Annotated in this window: 23 protein-coding genes; 5 read left to right on the top strand and 18 right to left on the bottom strand. The window is 40.9% G+C overall.

The features are described from left to right. Positions 1-6: 6 nt before the first annotated feature. From GA0116948_RS14330 to GA0116948_RS14320, 3 genes are all read right to left on the bottom strand, one after another. Complete coding sequence (locus GA0116948_RS14330) at positions 7-3,552, bottom strand: SusC/RagA family TonB-linked outer membrane protein (protein ID WP_165798492.1); 3,546 nt, start codon at positions 3,550-3,552, stop codon at positions 7-9. A gap of 204 nt (positions 3,553-3,756) precedes the next feature. Further along, complete coding sequence (locus GA0116948_RS14325; RefSeq protein WP_089713435.1) at positions 3,757-4,914, bottom strand: FecR family protein; 1,158 nt, start codon at positions 4,912-4,914, stop codon at positions 3,757-3,759. Between the two features lie 64 nt (positions 4,915-4,978). After that, positions 4,979-5,587, bottom strand: a complete 609-nt coding sequence (locus tag GA0116948_RS14320; RefSeq protein ID WP_089713433.1) for an RNA polymerase sigma factor — start codon at positions 5,585-5,587, stop codon at positions 4,979-4,981. Between the two features lie 279 nt (positions 5,588-5,866). Here GA0116948_RS14320 and GA0116948_RS14315 point away from each other — a divergent pair, with 279 nt between their 5' ends. Both GA0116948_RS14315 and GA0116948_RS14310 read left to right on the top strand, forming a co-directional pair. Continuing rightward, complete coding sequence (locus tag GA0116948_RS14315; protein WP_165798493.1) at positions 5,867-6,619, top strand: SDR family oxidoreductase; 753 nt, start codon at positions 5,867-5,869, stop codon at positions 6,617-6,619. Between the two features lie 17 nt (positions 6,620-6,636). Next, positions 6,637-7,542: a helix-turn-helix domain-containing protein gene (locus GA0116948_RS14310; RefSeq protein WP_089713567.1), complete on the top strand. Its 906-nt coding sequence runs from the start codon at positions 6,637-6,639 to the stop codon at positions 7,540-7,542. 66 nt (positions 7,543-7,608) lie between these two features. On the opposite strand, the gene map is transcribed toward GA0116948_RS14310, so the two are convergent. Continuing rightward, positions 7,609-8,445: a type I methionyl aminopeptidase gene (map, locus tag GA0116948_RS14305; protein ID WP_249260575.1), complete on the bottom strand. Its 837-nt coding sequence runs from the start codon at positions 8,443-8,445 to the stop codon at positions 7,609-7,611. A gap of 128 nt (positions 8,446-8,573) precedes the next feature. Between map and GA0116948_RS14300 the strand changes: the two genes are divergently transcribed. From GA0116948_RS14300 to GA0116948_RS14290, 3 genes are read left to right on the top strand one after another with little or no spacing between them, the layout of a single operon-like run. Then, entirely contained in the window at positions 8,574-9,611 is a 1,038-nt protein-coding gene (locus tag GA0116948_RS14300; RefSeq protein WP_089713429.1) for an SDR family oxidoreductase, read from the top strand. A gap of 20 nt (positions 9,612-9,631) precedes the next feature. Beyond that, positions 9,632-9,985 (top strand): hypothetical protein, encoded by a 354-nt coding sequence (locus GA0116948_RS14295; RefSeq protein WP_089713427.1) that lies wholly within the window; start codon positions 9,632-9,634, stop codon positions 9,983-9,985. A 1-nt stretch (position 9,986) separates the two neighbouring features. Continuing rightward, entirely contained in the window at positions 9,987-10,793 is an 807-nt protein-coding gene (locus GA0116948_RS14290) for a helix-turn-helix domain-containing protein (RefSeq protein WP_089713425.1), read from the top strand. A 17-nt stretch (positions 10,794-10,810) separates the two neighbouring features. Here GA0116948_RS14290 and GA0116948_RS14285 read toward each other — a convergent pair whose 3' ends face one another. From GA0116948_RS14285 to GA0116948_RS14220, 14 genes are all read right to left on the bottom strand, one after another. After that, positions 10,811-11,158, bottom strand: a complete 348-nt coding sequence (locus GA0116948_RS14285) for an SIP domain-containing protein (RefSeq protein WP_165798494.1) — start codon at positions 11,156-11,158, stop codon at positions 10,811-10,813. Further along, positions 11,149-11,523: a hypothetical protein gene (locus tag GA0116948_RS21295; RefSeq protein WP_165798495.1), complete on the bottom strand. Its 375-nt coding sequence runs from the start codon at positions 11,521-11,523 to the stop codon at positions 11,149-11,151. Before GA0116948_RS21295 ends, GA0116948_RS14285 begins: the two co-directional genes overlap by 10 nt. Before the next feature lie 21 nt (positions 11,524-11,544). After that, the gene (locus GA0116948_RS14280) at positions 11,545-11,937 is read right to left on the bottom strand and encodes a nuclear transport factor 2 family protein (RefSeq protein WP_123891821.1); all 393 of its coding nucleotides are present in this window, start codon (positions 11,935-11,937) and stop codon (positions 11,545-11,547) included. A gap of 113 nt (positions 11,938-12,050) precedes the next feature. Beyond that, on the bottom strand, positions 12,051-12,917 hold the full coding sequence (locus GA0116948_RS14275; protein ID WP_089713417.1) for an AraC family transcriptional regulator: 867 nt from the start codon (positions 12,915-12,917) through the stop codon (positions 12,051-12,053). 668 nt (positions 12,918-13,585) lie between these two features. Continuing rightward, entirely contained in the window at positions 13,586-14,332 is a 747-nt protein-coding gene (locus tag GA0116948_RS14270) for an SDR family NAD(P)-dependent oxidoreductase (RefSeq protein WP_089713415.1), read from the bottom strand. Positions 14,333-14,728: 396 nt separating this feature from the next. After that, positions 14,729-15,649 carry a helix-turn-helix domain-containing protein gene (locus GA0116948_RS14265; RefSeq protein WP_089713413.1) on the bottom strand — a complete coding sequence of 307 codons (921 nt, stop codon included), beginning with the start codon at positions 15,647-15,649 and terminating at the stop codon, positions 14,729-14,731. A gap of 115 nt (positions 15,650-15,764) precedes the next feature. Next, the gene (locus GA0116948_RS14260; protein WP_089713412.1) at positions 15,765-16,643 is read right to left on the bottom strand and encodes an SDR family oxidoreductase; all 879 of its coding nucleotides are present in this window, start codon (positions 16,641-16,643) and stop codon (positions 15,765-15,767) included. A gap of 565 nt (positions 16,644-17,208) precedes the next feature. After that, positions 17,209-17,898, bottom strand: coding sequence for a hypothetical protein (locus tag GA0116948_RS14255; protein WP_089713410.1), 690 nt, complete (start codon positions 17,896-17,898; stop codon positions 17,209-17,211). A gap of 310 nt (positions 17,899-18,208) precedes the next feature. Beyond that, complete coding sequence (locus GA0116948_RS14250; protein WP_089713408.1) at positions 18,209-18,919, bottom strand: hypothetical protein; 711 nt, start codon at positions 18,917-18,919, stop codon at positions 18,209-18,211. A 174-nt stretch (positions 18,920-19,093) separates the two neighbouring features. Next, positions 19,094-19,993: an AbiTii domain-containing protein gene (locus tag GA0116948_RS14245; protein WP_089713406.1), complete on the bottom strand. Its 900-nt coding sequence runs from the start codon at positions 19,991-19,993 to the stop codon at positions 19,094-19,096. A gap of 235 nt (positions 19,994-20,228) precedes the next feature. Continuing rightward, positions 20,229-20,528 carry a hypothetical protein gene (locus GA0116948_RS14240; RefSeq protein WP_240619219.1) on the bottom strand — a complete coding sequence of 100 codons (300 nt, stop codon included), beginning with the start codon at positions 20,526-20,528 and terminating at the stop codon, positions 20,229-20,231. Between the two features lie 688 nt (positions 20,529-21,216). After that, a complete protein-coding gene (locus GA0116948_RS14235; RefSeq protein ID WP_089713404.1) occupies positions 21,217-21,678 on the bottom strand; it encodes a phage integrase SAM-like domain-containing protein in 462 nt (153 codons plus the stop codon). Positions 21,679-22,070: 392 nt separating this feature from the next. Then, positions 22,071-23,366, bottom strand: coding sequence for a hypothetical protein (locus tag GA0116948_RS14230; protein WP_089713402.1), 1,296 nt, complete (start codon positions 23,364-23,366; stop codon positions 22,071-22,073). 659 nt (positions 23,367-24,025) lie between these two features. After that, positions 24,026-25,507 (bottom strand): P-loop NTPase fold protein, encoded by a 1,482-nt coding sequence (locus GA0116948_RS14220; protein WP_089713398.1) that lies wholly within the window; start codon positions 25,505-25,507, stop codon positions 24,026-24,028. Positions 25,508-26,079: the final 572 nt, after the last annotated feature.

The raw sequence follows: 26,079 nt of genomic DNA, 5'->3' as shown, positions 1-26,079 counted from the left end.
CGTCATTTAAAATTGAGCATTGATGCCAAAGGTGTAGGACTGCACGGGACGGTTGGTACCTGGCAGCCAGTCTGGGTTATAGCCATGCTTGTTGGCTTCCCAGATAAGTCCTACATCCCGGGTTTGTACAAATGCTTTAAGCCCGCCAAAGTGGATAGTGTTCACCACCTTCCGGGGCAGGTCATACTGGAGGGTGAGTTCTTTGCATTCAATGTAAGACGAGCTTTCAATCAGCGTGTTGAGATAGGGGGCGTAGCGATCCCACAGGTACAGCTTTGTTTCGTTAGCATTGGCAAACCCCGGAATAGTGGGATCTCCAGCCAGTACATCGTTTACGAAGCGGTTCACGAACACTTTACCTGAACCCACGGTAGCGGTATAGTTAAAGGTTGGGTCGCGGTACACGCCGCCAAATTTACCATTGAAAATAGCAGTGAAGGAGAAGTGGTGAAATTCAAATGTATTCACCCAGCCCAGTGTATGCGGTGGGGTAGCGGTGCCTTCGTAGTTGAGCACTTCCAGCCCTGCATTACCATTGTACAGCGATACATTGTTGAAGGAACTGGCTACCCCTTTCAACCCTTTTACCTGGGGTACACCATCCTGCATACCCAGGTAGGTAAAGGAATATACCGGGTTTACCGGCCGTCCCTGTACAAAATAACCATCGATTAGCTGGTATACGTATTCGGATGGGTTGTAAAGGTTGTTCACCTTGTTGTAATTATACGCGTAGGTTATTGCGGTAGAATACTGCAAGCCGGGGGCCTTACCTGCATTGAAGCCCAATGTTATTTCCGCTCCCCGGTTAATGATGCCGGCATTGTTGAACCGCTGTAAGGTAGTACCTGTAGCGGCGGGAAGGGCTACTTCGCCGATAATACCTTCGCCTTTTTTGTTATACAGGTCTATGGAACCAAACAGTTTATTTTTTAAGAGTGAAAAGTCTATACCCAGGTTAGTAGTGGTGGTCTTTTCCCAGCGCAGGCTTGGATTCCCGTTATTGGCAATGGAAGCGGTGATGGTGTTGGTACTGGAATTCAGGCTGGAACCTACGTTCAGCAAGGCTTTGGTAGAAGTAGAGCGTTCTACGTTCCCATTTTTACCCCAGGTAAGGCGTACATCCAGTCGATCCAGGAAGTGAACCGGTTGCATGAAAGTTTCCTCCTTAAGATTCCATTTGCCACCGATAGACCACAGCGGCGACCAGCGCAGGCTAGGCTTGTCGGTAATGAAATTGGACGCATCGCTGCGGATACTGCCCGACAGGGTGTATTTGTTGTTGTAGGTGTAGGCAGCGTTGCCGTAAAAGGATACGTATTTGTCGCGCTCCCAAGTGAAGGAAGGGGTGCCACCGGGTACGTTGTCGGTATATCCCAATATGTCGGTGAGATAATTCAGCGAATTACCATAACCATAAGGCGGTGTGGTACTTTGCAGCAGGTTGGGATTGTAGCCATAAGACCATGGGTAGCCCTTGCCGGTAGAAGTGTACTGCGATAACTCCATGCCCGCAATCGCCGTAAGGTCGTGTTTATTGCCAAAATGCGCATCGTAGTTCAGTTGGTTGCGTACCAGGTAGCTTTGCACCTGCAGGGCATTTATATTAGCGCTGGAACCGGTAAGCGGGTCTGTTACCACACGGGATTTGAGGATGCCGCCTTTCGGGATAAAAGAACGACCAACGACCTGGGTTTCCGGGTCGTATTCTGTCATATAGTTTACCAGGTTTCTTACATAAAAAGTGCTTTCGCCGTAATAATCATTGTAATCGGTATGATCCCGCTCAAACTGGAATTTGGATTCAAGGGACAAGCCTTTTGCCAGCCGGATGTTGAGCCCTGTTTGTAAGCGGAAGTTCAGGTCTTCCTGCTCCAGATTACGCCCGCGTACTTCTTGTAATAAATTGTACGACCAGTCGGAATAAGGAAATTTACCGGAAGGGATTTTTGCCAGCTGCTCGCGGTTATACGTGTTGAGTTCTGTAGCATAGCTGCCATCCGGATTTTTTATTAATTCGTAGGGCGATAGGTCTTGTATTTCGCCGATGGTAGCGCCGCTGGTATTTATTTTTTTATACTGCATGTTGGCGCCAATGTTAAACTGCAACCATTTGGCCAGCTTAAAATCATTGTTCATGTTCAGGTTAAAACGGTCGTAACCGTTTTTTACGAAGCCGCCGTTGCTGTTTTCATACAGGAGGGAAGCATATGTTTTAACCTGTTCGGAACCGGCCTGTAAGGTTACATTGTATTGGTTTAGCTGGGGATTTTGCAGCAGCAGGTCTTTCACCTGTTTGCGGTTATCGATTTTGCTCAGGCGGTCCAGGCCAGCATTCATATCGGCTTCACTAATGGAGCCGGCCTGCTGGGCGTATAGCAGCTCCTGCGCTAAGGTGAGCGAGTTAGTAAGGTCGTAGAAAGAACCGGAGTAGGGAAAGAAGGTCCAGTTATTTTCGAAGGCCTTCCGTTCGTAAGCCACCTGGTCGGCGGAGTTGGCTTGGGTAAGCAGTTGATGCAGGTTTGGCTTTTGGGCAATGCGGGTAAAGGCATTGGCTTCTATTTTGAGCTTGGTGCGCTTGCTTTTTTTGGTGATGATCACAATCACGCCATTGGCAGAGCGGGCGCCCCAGATCGAAGCGGCGGCGGCATCTTTCAGTACTGTGATAGATGCTACGTCGTTTGGATTGATGTCGGAAAAATCGCTGGACGATATGGGGAAACCATCTACCACCACCAGCGGGCGCTTGTCGGCATACAATGATGTGCTGCCACGGATCAGGAAGTTCATGCTGCCATCTTCATTTTCGGTAGACTGCATGCCGGCTACCATCCCTTGCAGGGCAGTCGAGATGTTTGATACGGGGCGCTTTTGGAGCATATCGCTCGTTACGGTGCTGAAAGCCCCGGTGGCCCGCTCTTTTGAAATGGTTTGGTAGCCGGTGGAGTAGGTAACCGATACCGTGTTGAGCGCTAAAGCGGCGGGTCGCAGGGCAATGGTGCCCAATGACAACGGAGTGCCGGCGATTACCTGTATTTCTTTTTTGATGGTTTCAAAACCTACCACGGAAATTTCCAGGGTATAGCTGCCTTCGGATACACCGTCAATAGAAAACTGGCCTGCCGCATCTGTAAATGCGCCCTTTTTGCCGGGTAGTAGACGAACGGAAGCCCGCTCCAGTGGCTGGCCCAGGCTGTCTGTTACCCGCCCGGAAATGGCAGAAAAGTACACGGGCGCCAACAGTTCTTTCAACGGTGTCATTTTCCGCGAAAGGATAATGTTTTTGTCTACCAGCCGGTAAGTAATCGGCTGATCTTTCAGGAGTGAATCCAGTACTACGAGTAGTGGCTGGTTGTGCATGGAAATCGAAACGGTTTTGGCGTCTTTAAAAAATTCTTTTTTACTGAACACCACATAATCCGTTTGTTGTTCGATCTCGGCAAAGGCCTGTTTAAGCGTAAGATTACTACCTGACAGGGAAATAGTTTGTGCATTCACACTTGCCCGTACCTGGAAAAAGCACGCAAGGAGGAGTAGAATGGTTAGTTTCATGACTAACAGCTTTTGGTTGACAGCGGAACGGCCCCGTAATAGTCGCCTGGCAGCAACTGGCATAAGGGTGCCGAACCAATTAGCGCTTTTTTGCATAAATTGCCATTGATTTGGTTGATAATAAAAAGTAGTTCACATGCCTTTTTTTAATCTGGCCAGATTATTTCGCCGGGAGTGGGTCCAAGCACTTCCGGTTTTTTTATTTTATAATGGTTGGTTTGCTGAAAACAGGGTAAGGGTACTGCCGTTCAGCCTGAAATGAATGTCCTGGTCTTTCAGTGCCAGGAGCAGGTTACCCAGGCTCAGACTTCGTTTTAGCTTACCATAAAATTCCGCATCAGGCACTTTCCCTTCATATATTACAGTAATATCGTACCAGCGTTCTATTTGTCGCATAGCTTCCCGCAGGTGAACGTTTTCAAAATTAAATACTCCGTTTTTCCAGGCAATGGCCTGGCTGGTATTAGCATGTTCATTAACCGTCAGTTCGCCGGCCATCTGGGCCGCTTCTCCGGGGTGCAGCAATACCGAGTCTTTACTGTCTGATACCCGCACGGCGCCGTCGAGGAGGGTGGTATACTGGTTTTCCTCGTTGTCGTACACGTTCACGTTAAAGCGGGTGCCTAGTACGGCAATGCTGCGCTGGTTGGGCAGCACTACGCGGAATGGTTGCTGTGCGTTAGGGGCCACTTCAAAGTAGGCTTCCCCAGCAACTTCCACTACACGTTCATTGCCACGGAAGGCCACCGGGTAGCGCAGGGAGCTGGCGGCATTCAGCCACACCTCCGTACCATCTGGCAATTGTACATGAAATTGCCGTCCGCGGGGTGTGGTCATGGTATTGTAGGCCATTTCGCTGCCGGCATTTGTGGCATCGTAGGCCAAGGCCCCGTTTTGTAATGTTACTTGGGTGCCCTGTTGGTTGGCCACCAGTCCGTTGCCTAAACTGTCCAGCACTACCTGCTGTCCATTGGCCAGGGTAAGTATGGCGCCGGGGTGGCCGGCGGCAATTTGTTTGGTGGCCTGTATAGCGCTGGGCCGGTGTTGTCCGGCCATCCACCACCATCCACCGCTTGCGGCTAGTAGTAGTAGAATGGCCGCCGCCCATTTGAGGACTGGCCGCCATTGTACCCCGCGCTGCACAGGTGTTTGCTGGTCTACGATGGCTTTCACAATGGATTGAAAAGCCTCCTCCGGCAATATTTCCTTATTGCCGGCGGTACGCAGAAAATCCTGCATCAGCGCATCCAGCTCGGCGCGGTGAGCCGGCTGCTGCAATAGCTTAAAAAATGTTGCCTGTTCGGCTGCATTGGCTTCGCCCGCCGTATAGCGGTCAAATAATGCTTTCAGGGTAGCTGTCATAATGGTGATCTGGGAGGTTCTACTCCTTATGACGCAGCGGAAAGGAAAACGGGTAGGGGGGAGATCAAAAATTTTTTATCAGCAGGAGCAGCAGCAGGGCCATATCGCCATTGCGCATCAGGTAGGCGCGGATTTTTCTATGGGCTTCGGTGAGGTGAAACTTAACGGTGTCTACAGAAATACCAAGTTCCTGGGCGGCCTGCTCGCGGGAAAGGCCATACTCGCGTACGAGCGTATAAAGCTGGTGCTGTCGCGTGGAAAGCTGTCCTATGGCAGACTTTAGCAATTTGGCGTATTCTTTTTGGGTAAGCATGTCTTCCACCGTGCGTTCCTGGGTAGGGAAGGGTAGCTGCTCAGGCAGGTCGGCCGTTTTTTCGCGGGCCAGGCGGCGCAGGGCTGATATAAGCTGGTGGTGGGTAACTGTGTGCAGCCATCCGCCAAAATTCTGAATGCCTGGCAGTGAGGCCCTGTTCAACCACACTTTCATAAAAATATCTTGCACGGCATCTTCCGCGCGCTCCCGGGTTTGCAGGATGCGCAAGGCAGCGGTGTAAGTGGTATCTTTATATATACGAACCAATGCCTGGAATGCGTAGCTGTCGCCGGCTGCGACCCGAAGCAGTAATGATGGCTCGTTGTCTGGCTGACTTATTTTCAAATTGGCTGAAAGCATGTACTTGGTTGCAAACTAGGAAAAAAATGGGCAAATTGGGTAAGAGATTTTAAAAACTATATCCGTGAGCGCCTGTTTTTATATGGTGGCAGGAGCCGTTGTTGTTGCCTGCCTTCATCATGGGGCTTACCCTGTTTTAATATTTCCCTTCTATTTCCTGACCGTTTTATTTTCCGTTGCTGCCAGCCTAAAAAGAGATAACAGGGCGACAGCGATGTAGGCTACACATTTAACAAATCAGGCTAATTTTTCATGGCCGCCTTTACGGACCTTTGTCAAATGGGAAACAATATAAAAGGAAAAGTAGTAGTTATAACCGGTGCCAGCAGCGGCATTGGGGAAGCCACCGCTGTTACGCTGGCCGCAATGGGGTGTAAAGTGGTATTGGGCGCCCGCCGTGCAGACCGCCTGGAAGACCTGGCAAAACGGATTGGCGCCGCAGGGGGCGAGGTAACCTGGCTGGTTACGGATATTAAAAAGCGGCAGGAGGTGATGAATTTAGTAGACCTGGCTTGTGAAACATATGGGCATTTAGATGTGATTGTTAATAATGCGGGCATCAGTCATCTTTCGCGCATAGACGAAGTGCAGGTAGCCGACTGGGAAGAAATGATTGATGTAAATCTCAAGGGAACCTTGTACGGAATTGCGGCGGCCTTACCCATTTTCAAAAAGCAAGGGTCGGGTCATATCATTAATATCATATCTACTTCCGGTATTAAAATAGTGCCGTTGCAAGGCGTGTATGCAGGTACTAAGAATGCCATCCGTACCATTGCCGAGGCATTGCGACAAGAATCCGGCGGGCAATACCGCGTAACCGGTATCTCACCCGGTTTTGTAAACACGGAACTAACGGGGAATATCCTGGCCCGTATGAAAGATGAAACGGCAAAAACTGCCATGAAAGAAAAAGCGGATAAAATTGCAATTACGCCAAGTGCCATTGCCGATGCGGTAGCCTACGTTATTGGTCAGCCCGACAGCGTGGAGATAGGCGATGTCGTTATTCGCCCCAGTATTCAGGACTAGTTTAAATGTATGGAAGTATGAAAGTTGTAACACCGCCCATCGTTTATAAAAATATTTCTGCCTTAACGCGGGATTTGGGACTTATTGCCCCTCAGCACCCACTTGTAGCATTGGTGCAATATGATGTTGCAAAACTGACCCGTGAAAACGCCGGGCGTAGTTTCCTCGTCGATTTTTACAAAATTTCTTTTAAACAAGATTTTAGCGGGCAGATAAAATATGGGCAAGGATATTACGATTTTGAGGCGGGCGGATTAGCTTTTTTGGCGCCCAATCAACTGGTAACCATGTCTGGCGATGAAACCTGTTACCAGGGCTATACTTTGTATTTTCATGCAGACCTGATCCGGAATTATCCGTTGGGGAAAAACATTCACCTGTATGGCTTCTTCGGATATGCCGTGCAGGAAGCCCTGTTTCTTTCAGACAAAGAAAAAAAAGTGATTGCCGGCTTGTTCGATAGCATTGGGGCGGAGTTGGATAACAACATAGATGCTTTTAGCCAGGACGTGCTGGTTGCTCAGATTGAATTGCTGCTGAATTACAGCAACCGTTTTTACAACCGCCAGTTTCTGACCCGCAAAGCCGTGCATCATGACCTGATCAGCCAGATGGATAGCTACCTGGCGGGCCGTTTTGCAGACCAGTTAAATGGTATACCTACTGTGCTGGAAGTAGCTACTCACCTGAACGTTTCATCAAGATACCTTAACGACATGCTTAAATCCCTGACAGGGAAAAGTGCGCAACAGCATATTCATGACCGGCTCATTGAAAAGGCGAAGGAAATTTTAACCACCACCCGGCTCACGATTGCTGAAGTGGCCTATCAAATAGGATTTGAACACCCACAGTCGTTTAATAAATTATTTAAACGGTACACCCATATTTCGCCGAATGTTTTCCGGAAATCTTTTAATTAATTTCTTTATTTAACCCCCTGCTTTGGCATTTTATCTTGTTGGAGGAGTGCTAATCCAGTCTTTTGGTTAACCCCAAATTTCATTCATCGCGGTCAAAATTATAGGCATCCCATCTGTTACAACAATGGTATGCTCGTGTTGAGCCATATAACCACCCCGGTTACCCACCATGGTCCATCCGTCATTCAATTCCGTTGCAAAGGACGAATCTGTAGCGATAAAAGTTTCAATGGCTACCACGGAATGTTTTTTAAATCTTCGCTGGTCGCCCTTACTTTTATAATTGAGTAATTCTTCCGGCTGTTCATGCAAGCTCCTGCCTATTCCATGGCCGCCTAAGTTTTTGATAACCTTATAGCCGCTCTTCTTTGCCTCCGTTTCTATTAAATGGCCGATAGCGGATATTTTTACGCCACCCTTTATATGGTTGATCGCTTTTCTTAGAATTTCTTTGGATGCATCCACCAATTTCTGATGTTGGTGAATATCTTCCCCCAAAACAAAGGAAGCGCCATTGTCTGCCCAAAAACCATTCAACTCGGCAGAAACATCTATATTCACTAAGTCTCCTTCTTTTAACAGGCGTTTATGGGATGGAATGCCGTGGCAAAACTCATTGCCTACACTAATGCAAGTCCATCCCGGGAATCCATACGTTAAAAATGGCGCAGACTTTGCCCCAAAATCAGCTAGTATGCTGGCCCCATATTCATCCAATGTTTTTGTAGTCATTCCCGGTTGGGCAAAATTTATCATTTGCCGCAAAGTGAGGGCTACTGCCTGGCTTGCCTGCTGCATGCCAATTAATTCATCTTCTTTGGTAATAGACATATGGCTATTTTTTGAAGGTACATATGCGCATTGCACCCGTGCAATAATAAGTTGATTAAGGTATACAAACATAGAAAAAATATGCGTACAGGTTGTTAATAATGGTTCGCTGGGTGGACTTTTCAACAAAATATAATTGGACTCTTGAACAAAGCCGGGTGTTGCTTTAATATGGAACTTTGTTGTATAAAATTGTAAAGATGGAAAACAAAGAAATAGTATTAGTAACGGGTGGAACTGGTTTCGTTGCCATGCGCATTCTTCTGCAGTTATTACAAAAAGGTTATTATGTAAGAACTACCGTACGCAGTTTAAAAAGCAAGGATAAAATTATCAGTGCCTTAACGGCCAATGGCGTTCATTCGGTGGAGCCTCTTTCTTTTGTAGAAACAGAACTCACTAAAGATGATCATTGGGAGGAAGCTATGAAAGATTGTAAATATGTACTGAGCGTGGCTTCTCCACTTTTTTTTGAACATCCGGAGAACGAACAGGAAGCCATCAGGCCCGCTGTAGAAGGTATATTGCGGATATTGAAATTTGCCAAACAAGCGGGTGTGCAACGCGTCGTGATGACTTCTAATTTTGGTGCAGTTGGATTTAGCCAAACCGACAAAAGCAGGGCCACTACAGAAGAAGACTGGACTGATACTAACTTAAAAGGACTATCGATTTATGAAAAATCGAAGACATTGGCAGAGCGTGCTGCATGGAATTTTATAAAACGGGAAGGCGGTGATTTGGAATTTGCCACTGTTAATGCCGTGGCTATTTTTGGCCCCTCGCTGGATGCCCACATCTCCGGCAGTTTAAATCTCTTAAAACACTTGCTGGATGGGACTATGAAACGGGTACCACCCATTCCGCTCAACCTGGTAGATGTAAGAGATGTGGCCGATCTGCACCTGCGCGCGATGGTAAATCCCAAGGCAAAAGGTCAGCGGTTTATTGCTACTGCCGATGGGCAGATTTCATTGCCGGAGATTGCCCGGTATCTTCGTAAAAAAAGGCCTGAAATAGCGGCAAAGGTTTCTACCAAAACCATTCCTCCCTTTGTTGTTAAGTTTCTTTCCCTTTTTATTAAAAGGGCTAAGGAAGGGGCGGTGTTTCTCAGGATGAATCGCCATGTAAGCAATGAAAAAGCCCGGAAAATATTGGGATGGACGCCCATCGTTCCTACTAACGAAATAATTATCCTGGATTCAGTGGATAGCATGAAAAAGTTTAATGTAATTTGACTAACCTACAGTAATAGTATATGGTAAAAATAATCACGATCTTATTAATTTTGGTCACTGTATATTTTGGGGTGAGCCATGGATCAAGGTCTTTTGCCAAGCCCACGGGGCAGTTATTGCAGATGATGACTTCTCTTGGCATTACGGATGCCATCCGGATAGCAATTGGCGTTTGGTCGGTACTTTCGGCCCTTTTAATACTCTTCCCCCAAACATTTTTTATGGGGAACCTTTTTAGGGCCATGCTGCTGTTGTTGCTCATGTCATTGGCCCTGAAAGCAGGAAATTATAAGTTTGCATTGATTGAAATACCTTTTCTTTTGATGCCTTTAGCATTAATTTATCTAGGACATCCGTTTAAAGCCAGTAATTAAAATGAACATTTTAGGAGGCGATACCAGCACAAATATTCTCCGGGAGCAGTTTATACCGGATAATCTTTTTATATACCTGGTTAAAGGAAGCATTCGTGTTTTTGACGGGAACAAAAGTTATACTTTCCAAGCAGGTGATGCCTGCATTGCCCGGAAAAATAACCTGGCAAAATATGAAGTGTTAGATAGTAAGACCGGTTTTGAACCGATCCTGTTTTGTTTTGATGAACCTTTCTTGAAACATTTTCAGGAAAAATACGCCTCCCGGCAAACCAGCTTTACCTCCACTGATGCATTTATAAACGTTCGGGAGTCGGCATTAATTACATCTTTCATTGAATCTATAAAACCCTACTACAAAGGTGTAATGCAACTGGAAGAAGCGTTTGAGGATTTAAAATATGAAGAGCTATTAATCATATTGCTTAAAAACCAACCCGAACTGGCCGGCGTTTTTTTTGAATTCAGAAAGCCCGGTAAAATAGATTTGGAAGAATTTATGAACCGCAATTATAAATTTAATGTGAAGGTAGATCAGTTTGCTTATTTAACAGGGAGGAGTATCTCTGCCTTCAAACGTGATTTTAAAGAAACATTTAATGATACGCCCAGCCATTGGCTGATAAAAAAAAGGTTAGAAGAAGCCTATTTTCTTATTAACCAGCAAAATAAAAAGTCTTCTGAAATTTACCTGGACCTTGGCTTCGAAGACCTGTCCCATTTTTCATATGCTTTCAAAAAGCAATTCGGGCTTACCTCCACTGCGCTTGCCGGGTTACAAGCGAAGGTTATCCATAAGCATAGGTAAACCCGACTGTTGCCTTCTTACAATCCTTTTTTGCCGGCAATCCAATACGTTTGCGCAACAATTTGATTATTGGCCACACCAGATTGTTTTAAGCGTTGGCGGACGGCCTGCAAAGTCGCTCCATTTCCGGTTATGTAAAATGCCGTGGCTGTTGGATCGATGGTGCCTTCTTTGATAAGTGTATCTAACTGCTCTGTAAGTTTGTGCGCTGTGTTTTTTGTAGTATGGCTACCATAAAGTTTTAATTCCCGTAATACTTCGTGATCATCCAATTCAAAAATGCTGGCAAAGTTCCTATCATGTTTTTCTGTTTCCGCTTTGATGGATAGCGCTGTGCCCAAAGAAGTTTCGTCGCCTATAACCATGTGGCAGGCAAAATTCCGCTTATAAATTTCTTTCCCCCTTGGCATAAGCATTTTATAAGATTGATTAACGGAAAGTGCCTTTGCAAAATTACTTCCGGGCGAATCGCCATGCAAATGGAAAAGAATATCGAAACATCCTTCTTCAAAGTTACGTTGTAGGGGGTATATTTACGATAATCCTCCTCATTAATACGAAAGGCCACCGCATAACCAGACAAACATTCCACTCCGTGCAGGTCGGCTGCAAACCGGACATTTTTGACATTTTGGGTAATATATTCGGTTTTGATAACCGTTACTGCTCTGAATTTAGCGGAAAGCAGGTTTTCCACTGCATTGTTCATCCACTTTGGCATACTGGGCATACCTTAAATGTTTTTTAATGGTTAATGTATTCTTGAGCCAATGTCTCTGTCTTCATTGCTACCTTCCATTAGGTAGGTGAGTTCCTCACATTTGATGACTTTATCCTCTTCAAACAAAAACTCCGCGATGACTTGTATCTTAATAGGTTGACCATCTATTTTTTTGATGAATACTTCGTGATTTGTAAAAACAATATTTCCTTCCTGAACAATCGTTTTGAAGAAAATTTCCATTTCCTGTACCACCTTGCGTTGTGCGATCATGTGTGCGATAAATCCTTTATAGTCTAAATGATGTCCATCTACATATTGCTGATAAGCGGGGTGAAAAAAACGAGCAACGTCTTCTTGCTTAAAGCCATTTTTTTGAGAGAATAGGGCAAACCCTTCTCTTATTGTTTTTTTGTAATCCATGTACATTTTTGTTTTATGCAAAGGAAGCAACAAAAAATACAATGGCCGTTAGGGGTTTCAAGGTAATAGTTGGATAATTCAAGGTGTTCATTATTTCATAGTCTGAGGTGGCGTTATTTACGGCTTTTTTGCCTGAAAATGGACGCGGAGCTTTCTGCAAGGGTGGTAAATAAGCGCGAAAAATAAGCATGATCGCTATACCCTAATTCATGCGCAATTTCTTTGATAGTCAGTTCGGTATAAAAAAGCAAACGTTTCGCCTCCGTCATTATTTCCTGCTGAATCCAGTAACTTACGGAGTACCCGGATACGTTTTTTACAATTTCTGTGAGGTAACCTGCAGAAATATTAAGTTGGCGGGCATACGCTGATGGACTTTTTACGGTTTTAAATTGCTGCCGTACCAGGATCCTGAATTGCCTGGTGAGTTGAAACGCGCGGCTTTCTTCCACTTTTTCTGGTTGTATGTGCTGCGTAAAGATACTACTAACCATGGTCGTGTAAGCATTCAGCAAGGGCCGTAACAGGTCTGTTTTATCTTTTCCACTGGCCAGCTCGTTCGCATACGTTTCCTGTAAAAGTGCTGCGCAATGGCTTAGCCAAGTAGCTTGTTTTTCGTTCAGGGAAACGGGGCTAACCGGTACCAACGATTCTTCAAACACCGCGCGAACATGATCAGGAATCATATTTACATTGGCTGCAACAAACCATCCCGCTACATTTTTTATGCTAATGCCCTCATGAACTTGTCCGGGCATAACGCAGAACATAGCCGGGGCCTTTATTTGATGCGTTTTAAAATCTACCATTATTTTAACAGCCCCTTCTTTCATGAACCAAAAACCATAATAGTTGTCTCTGTGGATACCCCGAACGATGGCATTTTTAACCGCTGTACGGGCGTTTCCGGAAACTTTATCCACCACCAATCCATAGATGGCCATATCATTGATACTATTAATGGGAATTTTTTTGCGCATGCTGTAAAAATATCAGTTATAAAGATATTCCTATATTTTATGGATAGGTTAGTGGAATGCTTGTGAATATCCACCGGCAATGAAGCACCCGGCATAAAACCCGTAGTGGCTAATATAGTTTTATCGACATTTCATTTTTTATTTTGTTTTTAACTGGTGCGATTCATGGTATGCCATTAATGAGCATGCTGTATCAAACGGCCTGATCAATTATTAGTAAACTGCCAATTGCTGTTGTACATGTATGCATTGCAATCTGTGTCGCTTTTTGATGAAAGAGGATGCGCGAGGTATGTACTATTCAGTAGTATCATGTTTCGCACATTATAACGCTCTTCGAGCTACATCAATCAATATTCACAAATACCTAAATTATCTTATTCAATATAAGAATAAAATTAAGGAAACGCTACAGTTTGGTTAGGTATAATGGTCCATTTGGCTTGCTGATTAATCAAGCCAATTTAATAATTGATAGCTGAGCTATGAATTTTCTTGAGTGGCTTACATGTAGTTGGGGAACATTTACACAATTTGTTGTCAATACTTGAGGAGGCAACTGTAGCAATTATTCTCAGCTACTTAACACCACTCAGCAACTGGATAAAATAAAGCAGCTGTTCAAATTATGGACAGCTGCTTTGCATGTTTTATATAGATGATTCCATTTATTGAGCACTCATGCCGGCATCTATCAGATGTTCTGCTCCAGTGATATAAGACGACTCATCGCTGGCGAGGAATAATACCAGGTTAGTAACTTCCTTCGGTTCAGCCAGGCGTCCCAATGGAATTTGTGCCAGTGCATCGCCGCCGTTTTCATCTGTAGCCTCTACCATCATGGGGGTTTTTATGAAACCAGGGTGTACTGAATTTACACGGATGTTTTTGCTACCGTATTCAACAGCGGCAGCTTTAGTCATGCCACGTACCGCAAATTTACTTCCTACATATGCCAAACTAGGGAAGCCGTAGTTCGCCACGATGCCAGCCAGCGATGAAATATTCACTATAGCGCCTATGCCCGCCTTAATCATGGAGGGTATTACTGCTTTCATACCGTAAAAAACTGAGAACTGATTTATTTGAATTACTTTCATGTAATCCTGTTCACTAATGTCTGCTGTTTTGGCAATGGCACCTAATATACCCGCATTATTAACGAGCACATTAATATTACCAAACTTTTCTTCCCCCTTTTTTACAATCTGAGCCCATTGTTCGGCATTAGTTACATCATGTTTTATAAATATAGCATTGCTGCCCAACTCCTTTGCAAGCGCCTCGCCTGCTTTATCATTTACATCTGTTAAAATTACCTTAGCTCCTTCTGCTACGAATTCGCGGGCATGCGATTCACCCATTCCCCTAGAGGCGCCAGTGATGATGGCTACCTTCCCTTCAAGACGTTTCATAATTAATATATTTATATTTTTAAAAAAGGGTTTAACCCATTACAATTGAAAGTGTATAAAGCCATTCGTCTGTCCAATATCCGTGCCGGCGTAAACAGATTTTTTTGTTGCTTAAACACTTGCGCGGGAACTTTATAAATGCTGAAGGTTTCGCCTGTGAGCAAACTGTTCGCTAATAAGAAAAAATGGATGTAGGGAACTCGTGCTTAAGGATGGATAGTATCAGGGGAAAATGAAATTGTTGAGCGTGTTAGATTACGTGTCCTGCCTATTATTAATAAATTGAATTCAACAATGCCGGTAATATTGCGGGTGCGGGGATCAAAACAAATTTTAATGGTATTTAGGTTTTATAACATCTTGCTCTTGGTCGTTATAAAGCATTGGATTTTTCTATTATCTAAACGACTGCCGGAACGCTAATGGACTTTGATTTGTTTTTGTTTTAAATAATTTGCTGAATGATTGTGAATGTTCAAAACCCAATTCGTAGGCAATTTGACTGACAGACAAATCGGAAGTGGATAGTTTTTCTTTTGCTTTTTCAATTAACTTCTCATGTATATGTTGCTGTGTGTTTTGTCCTGTTACCACTTTCAATAAGCCACTTAGATATTGTGGCGATATGTTAAGTGATTCAGCAACAAGCCGGACTGTTGGCAGACCTTTGGAAATCAAATCGTCATTGTTAAAATATTCGGTGAGTAGTTTTTCTAAGCGTTCCAAAATTTGATGATTGGATTTTTCTCTTGTTATGAACTGACGATTGTAAAATCGCTCCGAATAATTCAGCAAACTTTCAATTTGTGAAATTATAATTTGCTTACTGTACTTATCAATGTTGGTGTGATATTCCTGCCTGATGTTTTCTATAATGTTATTCAGCGTTTTTTGTTCTTTTTCTGAAAGAAATAAACCTTCTTTTACTGAATAATCAAAAAAGTCATACCCTTTAATTGTTTTGGCAAGCGATGTATTCCACAGGAAATCGGGGTGAATGAGCAACATCCACCCCGAACGTTGTTCGGTTGTTTGAGGGTCTGGCTGAATTCTTAAAACCTGATTGGGCTCCATGAATATCATCACTCCTTCGTCAAAATCAAACTCCTGTTGCCCATAATATATTTTCCCGTCAATTCCTCTTTTTACAGAAATCATATAGAAGTCAAAAATCCAATTTACCCCGGCAACATCGATGTGTGGGTTAATAGATGAATAATCTATAATGCTAACAAGAGGGTGCTCCGGATTTGGCAAACCGCGGGATTTGTGAAATTCTTGAATTGTTTTTATTCTTTGTGTTTGCCGTTGTTTCATTCAGTAAATTTAAAATATTCTGCTCCTATATCCTAACACACCGTTATTCATACTTTCGTGACTATTTGCACAATTATGTCCCGCTGTTAACAGGCAGGTAAATGCCTGTCATTGTTTATAAATAATTTTGTTGCATATCTTCTATAAGCCCTATATGAGTGGGTGTCCAGCCTAACTGTTCCTTTGTGTTTAAATTTGTGGCCGGACTGTCAAATGAAATAAACCGGCTCATCCATTCAAAATGTTTTGCCAGTTCCTCTCCCGATAAGGATGCCACCGGTAAATTTAATTTTTCCCCAATCACTGCTGCTATTTTTTTCACTTCAATACCTGTATCGCTCACCACGTTATACAGCGCACCTTTTGCCCCTTTTTCCAGTGCCAGGCGATACGCCTTTGACGCATCTAAGCGATGCACTGCAGGCCAGTGGTTATTGCCTGCTGCGGGATAAGCTGAAAGGCCATTCTTTTGAGCTTGTTTAATGATAAACGGAACAAAGCCGTCATCTCCTTTGTCATGAACGGATGGGGCTAAGCGAATAACGGAAGCATGTATTCCTTTTCCGGCCAATGCTAAGGCCGTCGTTTCCGAAGAGCGTGGAGCGCTCTCTGAAAGACGACTTTCTTCTGTAATATATCCTTCAATGAGCGGCAATCCTAAAATTCCTGCGGTTACCACTATTGGTTTAGTTGTTCCCATCAACGCTTCGCCCATGGCCTTAATGGCTGCTTTGTCCATTTCTGCTGCTTTTAGAAACTGCGTAAAATCATGGAAAAAAGCAGTGTGAATAATTCCGTCTGCAAGGGAAGCGCCTTGTTTCAAAATATCTAAATCCTCCAGGCTTCCTTTTAAAACTGCTGCCCCTACTTCGCTGATTTTTTTAGCAGATTGTTCTGAACGAGCAAGACCAATTACCTGATGACCGGCGTTGATCAATTCTTCTATTACAGCCGAGCCGATGAAGCCCGATGCACCTGTTACAAATACTTTCATTTGATTCCTTTTTTTTGTTGTGACAAATTTCAGGACAATAGGAAGAGAAAATGTAGCCAAAATTCAGCATGTTGTAGTCATAATAGCAATAATCCCCAACTTTTCGTCTTGATCCGAGAAAGCGTAAAAAACCGTGGAAAACAAACAGCCTAAATTAAAAAAGGCTTTGTAAGTCAATTACTTACAAAGCCTCTACGTGCCCAGAACTGGATTCCTATTATTCTGGAAACTAACTCGTTACAAAACTCTCGTGTTTCTTTCGTGTGCAGATATTTAAAAACCTTCAGAACTTAGCGGTTACTCACGCTTATTCACTCTTCTTCACTGTCATTATAAAATTAGTGAATTTTATTATTGCCAGACACGAATTTGAAAATTTATCTGATTGTCTATTTCGTTCCAAAATTTCTTTTGGATATAAGTCTTTCTCCGGAAGAAAGCCGACCATGGATTACTTAATTAAGTAACTAGATGGCCTTTACAATTGCTTTAATTCGAACTATCACAGTTTATTTTTCATTCTAAAAGTTAATCTGAATCAAAACCCCATATTACAGTGGAAGTATTAAGTCCTGTCATTTGTTATGAACTCAAGAAATTGTTTTCCCAATTGTGTAGTCCTTTCGCTTAGTGTTCCGTCACCTGTCATAGTGGTTTTAATATCACCTGTCCGATGGAAGCCCGATGTTTTTAAATCATTCCATATTATATCCAGTAAGTCGTCCTGATTTTTTAGCTCAGAAAATGCGTCTTTGATTACCGCAGAAATACTTCCTGCCATATAATTTGGCGGTATCCGGTTAGCCTTTTGAAACCAAAGTCTTGGGTTATCAATAAACTTCAATATTCTAATGTGCCAGGTAGTGAAACCGTCTAATTGATTAAGAAATATTTGACTAACAGTCTGGTCTGGTGCTTCTCTTGATGCAGTGTTTACTACAGCATTTTGAAATGCCTTAATTTTTTCCTTTTCACTTGTCTTTAAAGCAAGAGCTGTTGCTTGAAGAACAACGTCAATGAACTGTTCGTTATTTGAAAGTTCATGAAAATCAATTGCATTTTTATCTTCAAGTGCTTTCAGTTTTTCAGCGATTTGATTCATCCATTCTGCTCGTCTTTTTTCAAGAGGCGGCGTCACAATTAATCCAAATATTTCAGTCGCTAAGGAACCAATAATAGGTATTGTTCCCAATCCACCCTTTACAAGAGAATGCGCAACATCCCCTACTGTAGTCTTATTTATTTTATCTGTCATGGTAGTATCGTTTTATTACTGCTAACGTTCAATTAATTTAGAAATTAATGAATTTATTTAAGGCGAATCCTGGTGCAAATACCTAATTAATTATTGTATGCCAATCTCTGTCTTTAAAATTTTCGCTTGCCGATTTAGCAAATGCATCTGAATTATCGTCGAGAACTTGTTCATAATCTAAATCTGCTGATGCAAGTTCAAATGTTGCCCATAAGCATACTGTTAGTTGCTTTCTGAAGCTGATTGGTGAACAATAATTTAAAATGTATTTATCGCCCAGCTATATTGTCAAAGCAATGCTGTACACAATCTATTGTCTTGGGCATAAGTGTTCTCTAATATTACGACCTGTCCAATTTACATGTGCTTTAATTTCGAAATCAGTAATCTTCATTCTGTCTTGAAGCATTTCATCTTCTGATGGAACATAAGTGTCGCCATAATTATAGGTTTCCCTATCAATTTTAATTTTAGGTTGGGGAATTCTAATTTCCATAAGTCCATACGAAACGTATTCTGAGCCTTCACCTTCTAAGTCGCAATTATCAAAATCATTACTGATAAAATAAAGCAGATCTGGCAATGGTGTCCTTTCAATTGCATTTGCCGCTGCTAAAAATTCATCGTAGTTAATCTTGTTTTCTAAGTACGTTTTGAATAGAGCTCCGGTTAAAGAAGCCTTGTCAGGGTCTTCACATTTGTCAATTATGTAAAGCAATTTTTCGCCTACTTTAGTTTTGTATTTATTGTCGTCTTCTAGTTTTATTATTTGCTCAACGATTTTGTCCTCTGAAATAGATTTAAGCTCATACAAAAAAGTAAGCAATTTTTTCACAAATAACCTGTCCTTGATATTTTTAACTGTGTTAAAAGTGCCAATAATTGTAGAAAGCAACGGTATGTCTTTCAATAAGCCTTCAGCTAGTTTTGTGTCAATAGCCGTTTCTACCAAATCTTTCGTGATACCTTGAAACTCTTTATCCTTAATTACTTGGACTAACTCACTTCCAATTTTACTCATTATTGTTTTATTATGATGTCTGGATGGTTGTGTACAACGGTTCATGTATTGTCAATGGGTGGGCTTTTTGGAGCTAAAGTTCAATCAAAGAACCAAAGTTGAGTTTCTGAGCTTCTCTCAAATTGAAGCTCGTCAGCCAACTCATTATCAATAGGATATTGTGCGTTTGATATTTTATTGAATGAGTTTATGAATAAATTCGTTTATCATAGGAAGTTTGTCATATAAACCTTTTGCTGCTACCGATGCTGAAACACTTCCCAACCATTTCATACTTTTACTAATAAGACTTGACTTGTCCTTAGTATTATTTTTCACTATTTCATTGAGCTGTTCAATTTCATTTTTGTCAACACCATAACTTTCGAGTAGTTCACGGTCAGGCTGTGAAAGTTGGTGAGTGGTTATTGACTGCTGAATGTCATTTCCAACTCCAATGTTAGTAGGATTGTTGCTCCCGTAAATATTTGTAGTAACAATGTTTTGAATTTTTTCGTTATTTTCCTTTGTCATATGGTAGTTATCTAATAATTCTGGAAATTCACTATCTAATTGCATTAACGTGTCTAAAAGTTTTTGCGTTGTTTGTTCAAGTACATTTTGATATTGAACTTTGCCAACTTCTCTATTTGCCACTCTTATAACTCCACCATACTGGTCAAGCTGTTCTTGGTATAAATGGGCTAACATTTCAGTTTGTTGAATTGGCAGATTAATGTAACCCTTTGCTTTGTCACCTAAATTCTCAATTTGAAATTCTACTACTGCAATGGGTTCAATAATTCTATGATTATTAATAAGGTCAAGAGTTTTAGCTCCGAAGCTCTCAGGTAAACTAACAGCAAACTTTTGGATTCGTCCAAAAGGCAATTCAGCAATGAGATTTACGGTACTCCAAATCTTTCTATAAGAAGGAAGTAATTTGTCATCAAACTCATAACCTTCAAGTTCCTTATTTATCCATTGTTTAAGCGTTTCATTTTTAACTTGGTTCTCAATGAGCTTTGCTCTTGTCAATGCTTGAGATACTTTTATATTGTCAAATGCGATGTCTTTAATAAGTTGTTTTATCATTTTTTCCTCTTGAAATTTTTAGGGTCTTTTTTTACGCTGACGCCAATCCGTAAATCACGACTTAATAATAGGAGAGTGTTAAATTGGAATTCAAATGTTTCTGGAGGATAATGGAAAATATCAGTTTGGGGCGTTTCAAACCTGTTTGGAAATTAGACCATGCTTTGGTGTAACTACAGTATAAAGCCACCGCACCGTTTAGGCAGTGGCTTGTATTACTATATTTCGAAGAACATTATTTATTTCCTTTCTTTTCATTCAGTAATTTTTCCGGTAGTTCTATTTTCTCTCGTTCACTTTTCAACAGTTCCTTAAATAGCTGTTCGTTCTTATCCATCGCATCGACCCATTTTTCAAATGGATTAATTGTGTACTTGTAGTATTCTGTGTATGCAACAGATTCGTCAGAAAATGTATTGGAAATGATGTTTACTGCAGCTTCTTCACTAAAATTTTTGATCGCTTGAACCGGCACCTTTAAAATTTTAGCGACTTGCTTTAAGATTTCCGGCTCAATGACTTCTTTATTTTCCAATAAAGACACCTTTTTTAAGTCCAATCATCGCCTAATTCAAAAGCTAATGCTTCTTGTTTAATACCAAGCATTTCCAGAAATCTTTTAATGTTTCTTCCTTCGTGTACTTTATTGGGCATGTGAGTGTTTGTCATGCTACAAATATAATGTTTTTCTGAAATGCTGGAATAATCAAAAAACTTAGTAAGAAGTGGGCTAAGATATGCTTAAAAGTGAATTAAATAGATAGATATATGATTGATTATTATATTGTTATGAAGGAGATTGATCCCATTACTTCATAAATAAAAATGAAAAAATGGAACAAGTATCTGAATCCAAGACGCCCTCTTTGTTTATCCCCTCACATAACGGAGATGAATGGATAAACATACTTTTTTTGCTCAGTGATAGTCAAAATTGGCTGAATTGACTTAACCACAGAGGCTATTAGACAATTTCCCTTACAGGATAGGAAGAGTTGTGTCGGAAATCTTATCATCTAACCGTTCCTGCAACCCAACGTAACCCGGTATAGCAACAAAATATAAAGGCAGCTTTCACCTCTTAATTTAACTGGGAGTGTTAAGCAAACTAAGATACTCATCCACTTCGAGGTTGTCTTTAATACTCTTACTTGGATTTGATTTAGAGTAAACTTTCTATGTAGGGTTTTGCAAAAAGTAGCCGTCTTTCTCTACTGCATTTACTACCCATTTAAAACGCGCATAATAGTTGCCGGGTGTTCACCTGTAAACTTATCCAAAAGGAATTGACGGAAACGCTTGCAGAAATTTTTATCAGTAATGTCTATAGGTGCTATAAAGTCTCCTTTTTGAAACAGCTTAAACTGGCTTAGACTATTAGTAAGATGGCGATTGCCCTTCCGTGTATTCAGTTTTACATACTCGTCAAAATATTCCAGGAAGTTAGTCTTAAACTTATGCGTAGGGATAAATGCGCTTCCTATAGCCTGCTGCTCTATGATAAGCTGGCTTTTCTTTATCTCAAGTAAAGCGAGTGCCTGTTTGTTATGATTCTTTTGTATCTGATCTTTGGAAAGCGTGTAAACAAAGATGCCGGTCGATGGACGTTGGCCAGGGCCGCGGCCATAATCATAATAGAAGGTAATCTTGTCGCCTTTCTTGCTTAATCTCTCTAATACATTCATAGGGTTTGGGATTTTGGGTTAACAATTAAATCGTGCAATGAATAGGCCAGATACACCATTCGTAAGCTCCTAAAAGCGCTAATGCCAATATTATGAATTTTTAATGGATCGTAATTCTACTGAATTGGGAACACCGGTAATGCTATACAAATAATAATCTTCCTGGTACAACTCATTGATAACACTGATCTTGATCAACTATTAGAATTTCTTTTGTCTATCTGTACCGAGCGATTGATTCCGCACAAAGTATCGGAAGAGGTTACCAGCGATATAGTTAATAAAATGATTGCCCTACAAATAAGAACTGTTCATCAATTAATTCAGGAAGATAATGCGACTTTTGGTAGAAAAGGAAAGTGATACTTTTTAGAATATTTCTATTCACTTCCTTAGCCTAATATAACCGGTATTCCATTTTTAATGTATCGTTTGGTATTTAGTCCTAACGTTACCCAGATCGCCACGAAGGGGCATCCCCACTCATCGGTAGATCGCGTCCACGGGGATATTTTACAACGATTATCTACTATTGAATTAATATCAGTTTGGCAAATATCATACAGTTTGCAAGGAACTGAGCCAGCCAATAATAGGTCATGTACTTGCCACAATGCTAATAAATGCTGAGGATGAATGGCCGATTCGCTACTCGAAAAGCCGTTAGGTAATATCATAAATCGTTCATTCAAACCATTGATGCAATGAGGCCCGCCTAAGTGATTAATAAAGAAACCTAACCCATTTCCTAATCCTTCGGTATCTCTAAATATTGGTAACATGCAGTAGGGATTAAGAACGCGTATTTTTTCACCATTAGTAATGATGGCTTTAAGCCATTGCTTGGTCATTTTAAAAAATTCATGCTGATAGATGTCGTCAATAATATTTAAAACCGCAGTCACCGAGTATTCAAGTTGTTTTTCAATATTCCAGTCATTATTTGCATAAAATTTCAGACTATAATCAATGACTCCTTCTGCATTGTTTGGGATAAAATGCTCTGTTGTCATGGCTGTTAAAATGGAAACATATGCCCAGCCTGGATGCGGATGGAGTAAAGCGCTGTCACACAAGGCAAACAGCCATTCTGAATTTGTGGCGAAGGCAGGGTATAAAAATATAGCCACTTTTTCAGCTACTTTATAGGGGAAATCGCTTGTATTGTTCAAGTTAAAAAACTTTCTTTCTGCTAGATATGCCATGGATTCGGAGATCGCCGTTTGCCCAAAATTATAGGTTATATCAGGTTGCTGAGGATGGCTAAAGTGCAGTTGAATAAGAGTTAATCCGGCAGTAGGAAATGCCGTTTCGATGAGGGGGTCTTGGGGGAAGGTAATTTTTTGCAAGACATATTCTGCCATAACAGAAGAGATATCATTTATGTCTTTTGAGCCGGTCAACTTTTTAATTATGTTAAAATGTGCTGTTTCCAATTCTACAGCGGCCCCATTAAGTGGAAGTACTATTTCGCCGGATGCTTGTTGCACTTCTCTGATGACCTGGCGGATTCGGTCATAAGTATTCCAGGTAACAGAGGCCCCATAGAGAGTGGTGAGATTTTGTAAAAAATGTAAGTATTCATGAAAATACAGTCCTTGTTCTAGCGGTGGCAACTCCTTTAAATTTTTTAAAGATCGGTGTGTTGGAATTTTTACTTGAAAGAAAGCGGGTTGATAGGTTATCATGAAAAAGTATTTTTAAAGAAATGGGGAAAGATATGCTTTTTGCGTATGTTATTAGTTGGCAGATAATAGATGACAGCCAGGCTGCTCAGATGGTAATTTCATATTGAAATATACGATCTATATTGGTGTAGATAAGTCATACATACTTGCAAGTATTACGTTCAATAAAAAGGAATATTTTTTATAACCTTTCGTTTTCGACCGAGGATAGAAATAATAGATATAACTTTTCCTTTCGTTTATAAATTTTATCGATAGGTAATCGGTAAGCTTCATCCATAGCTATTTAACATGATTCGCGGCTCTTAATTTTTACCGATATGGGATCTGGTTCCATCAGTGTAGAAATATATTCTTTTTTGAGTGAATACCAATGTTTGGCGGTATAAAGCTGAAAATAGTAAATTTCAATAGGATGTTTGGATTGATTAGAAATTGTTATAATTTCTGAATGCCTATCTATAAAACAGCGGACATCTATGCGGAACCTATCTGCCCACGCATTTTTTAGTGTAATAGATGCCAAGATAGTCGAAAGTATGGCTCCCCACCAGGAGATAAAATCAGTTATATGTAGAAATGTTATTTGCATAGCTGTAAGGGGTATTAACATAACGCAACTATTTCCCGTTTTATTATTGTTTCCTTAAAGGAATATCTTATCTCAGCACCCCTATTATATTCAGTAGTTCAGCTAACTCTGATACTAGCATAACAAATTGCTTTACACTAAATTCATAGTTTTCAGATTGACCCTCTTTAACCTCCATTACTTGAAAAGTGTCCGTATTTGAACGTGACTTTCCGTGATCTTGTATGTGGAAGATTTCTCCATCCCAGCTTACTAAACCATCTGATTTGTTCGGTTTGTAATTTCTTTGTTTATGTGCAATGATCTCAAAAATTCTATTGCAAATCACCTGAATCGGGACATACTCTGCCGTAATAGTAGTAAAATTATTCAGAGCCAATTTGAAATTATAATACCCTCCGAGAAGATCATTTATATAAAAGAATTGAAGGATAATGGGGTAGTTTTCAGAAAACGACATCCTGGTTCCCGATGGCAACGTGAAATACTCGTTTTCTATGCGAGGTATTTTTTGATAGCTCTTTATTAATGTTCTTAGGTTAATACAATTTTGTGTAATAAATTCTTGCATTAGATAAGGCACTATTGAATTATTCCCCAAGACCGTTTGAATTAGAAAATATTCTTGATCGTTTGATCGTCTCTCACTAGTTGACGGCAAGAATTTATTCAATATCCCATTTATGTTTTTTTTATTGTCGTAATAGTATATTTCTGTGCTATAGAACTTATCTATGTATCCTATAAAATCACTGTTACCGCCATATTTTGCCTGGAAAATATTTCTTACATTTTCCACATCACAGACTAAAATAATCTTGTCAAATCCAAATTTGTTATCTCGTTCAGGTTGTAATTTTGGACAGTCAAAATGCGCTGCAAAAACGTTTAAAATTCTAAATAGATGCTCTGGATCAATTCTATCAAGGTCATCGATGATAAGTACATTTTTGGATGTAACGCTATCCGCAACATTTTCATTTTTCAACCTCTGCAAAATATTTAAAATCATCTGGGTAATGACAGAGTTGTCATATATAGATCCATTGGCTTGCTCTATTTGTTCCATGTAGGAGTTCAATACTTCCTCTTCACTATTTTTCTTATCATTTTGTGAATACTCAATGAATAAATCGGATATTTCTTTCAACTTATCATAAGACTCCATTACATCTTTACCCACCTTCGGTATCATGTACACCAAAGCAGTTGCTATTTTTAGATAGTTCTTTTTAAAGAAACCCGGCACCGACTTTAAATATTCGATATCAGTATTTTGTACCTTAATTCCTTTTTCGAGAAACTCATAAATAATGTCATATTTTATGTAGTTAAAAATATCTTCGTTATGCGAGATGGAATAATTAACCGGGTATAAGTGAAATGCGTTATATCGAACGCTTTCTTTTTGCTGCTCAAAGTAATAATTAAGGAATGTTGTTTTCCCCATTCCAAACCTTGAAGAAAATAAAATTCTATTATTATCTGGAATTTTTAAATGTTTGGTGAAGTCTTTCTCAGGTACTGTAAACAATTCTTCAAAAAGCATAAGCAAAGAATTTCATTCTATAATAGATGCTAAATTTAGTGTAAATTAATCTTTGTCTGGCATTTGTGGTGTTAATATGGATCAAATAAATCATTGGGCACAATCAATCCTGGAAAGGCTTTACCATAAAATTATTGGTTAATTGAAAAATAATTTTATCTTATTCATGTTCAAGTAATTAATCTCCATTAAACACTTAACAATGAAAAACAGCACAAAAGATCAAATTGAATCGAGAAGTTTTTTTATATAGAAAAAGAGGAAGAACTATCCAGACCGCACGTTGGTGTTAAAATATTGAAACATAGCTTTCATAGGAACAATACAGAATGGTAGGCTATTTGTCCCACCTGCGGAAAAATTGCCAGCAGTGGCATTGACATTGCTGCACCTGAATGGGCGTACTGCGAAGGTGTGGGATTTACGCCAGAAGAACTAGCAGCAGTGACCGAGCAGTTAAAAACTATCTAATAACAAGAAAAGTAAGTATGGGGCGGCGTATGGCGTGGGTAAAGGTGCGCCCCTTCATTGAAACAGTACAATAAATTAAGGGGCTTGTTATGGCCCCATAA

The organism is Chitinophaga costaii, from assembly GCF_900094705.1.
GTDB lineage: Bacteria > Bacteroidota > Bacteroidia > Chitinophagales > Chitinophagaceae > Chitinophaga > Chitinophaga costaii.
This window is presented reverse-complemented; position numbering and strand designations above follow the sequence as displayed.

Coding starts and splice junctions, on each gene's coding strand:
- GA0116948_RS14330 (WP_165798492.1), bottom strand. CDS start 3,552: ATGAAACTAACCATTCTACTCCTCCTTGCGTGCTTTTTCCAGGTACGG.
- GA0116948_RS14325 (WP_089713435.1), bottom strand. CDS start 4,914: ATGACAGCTACCCTGAAAGCATTATTTGACCGCTATACGGCGGGCGAA.
- GA0116948_RS14320 (WP_089713433.1), bottom strand. CDS start 5,587: ATGCTTTCAGCCAATTTGAAAATAAGTCAGCCAGACAACGAGCCATCA.
- GA0116948_RS14315 (WP_165798493.1), top strand. CDS start 5,867: ATGGGAAACAATATAAAAGGAAAAGTAGTAGTTATAACCGGTGCCAGC.
- GA0116948_RS14310 (WP_089713567.1), top strand. CDS start 6,637: ATGAAAGTTGTAACACCGCCCATCGTTTATAAAAATATTTCTGCCTTA.
- map (WP_249260575.1), bottom strand. CDS start 8,445: ATGTTTGTATACCTTAATCAACTTATTATTGCACGGGTGCAATGCGCA.
- GA0116948_RS14300 (WP_089713429.1), top strand. CDS start 8,574: ATGGAAAACAAAGAAATAGTATTAGTAACGGGTGGAACTGGTTTCGTT.
- GA0116948_RS14295 (WP_089713427.1), top strand. CDS start 9,632: ATGGTAAAAATAATCACGATCTTATTAATTTTGGTCACTGTATATTTT.
- GA0116948_RS14290 (WP_089713425.1), top strand. CDS start 9,987: ATGAACATTTTAGGAGGCGATACCAGCACAAATATTCTCCGGGAGCAG.
- GA0116948_RS14285 (WP_165798494.1), bottom strand. CDS start 11,158: ATGGTTATAGGCGACGAAACTTCTTTGGGCACAGCGCTATCCATCAAA.
- GA0116948_RS21295 (WP_165798495.1), bottom strand. CDS start 11,523: ATGCCCAGTATGCCAAAGTGGATGAACAATGCAGTGGAAAACCTGCTT.
- GA0116948_RS14280 (WP_123891821.1), bottom strand. CDS start 11,937: ATGGATTACAAAAAAACAATAAGAGAAGGGTTTGCCCTATTCTCTCAA.
- GA0116948_RS14275 (WP_089713417.1), bottom strand. CDS start 12,917: ATGCGCAAAAAAATTCCCATTAATAGTATCAATGATATGGCCATCTAT.
- GA0116948_RS14270 (WP_089713415.1), bottom strand. CDS start 14,332: ATGAAACGTCTTGAAGGGAAGGTAGCCATCATCACTGGCGCCTCTAGG.
- GA0116948_RS14265 (WP_089713413.1), bottom strand. CDS start 15,649: ATGAAACAACGGCAAACACAAAGAATAAAAACAATTCAAGAATTTCAC.
- GA0116948_RS14260 (WP_089713412.1), bottom strand. CDS start 16,643: ATGAAAGTATTTGTAACAGGTGCATCGGGCTTCATCGGCTCGGCTGTA.
- GA0116948_RS14255 (WP_089713410.1), bottom strand. CDS start 17,898: ATGACAGATAAAATAAATAAGACTACAGTAGGGGATGTTGCGCATTCT.
- GA0116948_RS14250 (WP_089713408.1), bottom strand. CDS start 18,919: ATGAGTAAAATTGGAAGTGAGTTAGTCCAAGTAATTAAGGATAAAGAG.
- GA0116948_RS14245 (WP_089713406.1), bottom strand. CDS start 19,993: ATGATAAAACAACTTATTAAAGACATCGCATTTGACAATATAAAAGTA.
- GA0116948_RS14235 (WP_089713404.1), bottom strand. CDS start 21,678: ATGAATGTATTAGAGAGATTAAGCAAGAAAGGCGACAAGATTACCTTC.
- GA0116948_RS14230 (WP_089713402.1), bottom strand. CDS start 23,366: ATGATAACCTATCAACCCGCTTTCTTTCAAGTAAAAATTCCAACACAC.
- GA0116948_RS14220 (WP_089713398.1), bottom strand. CDS start 25,507: ATGCTTTTTGAAGAATTGTTTACAGTACCTGAGAAAGACTTCACCAAA.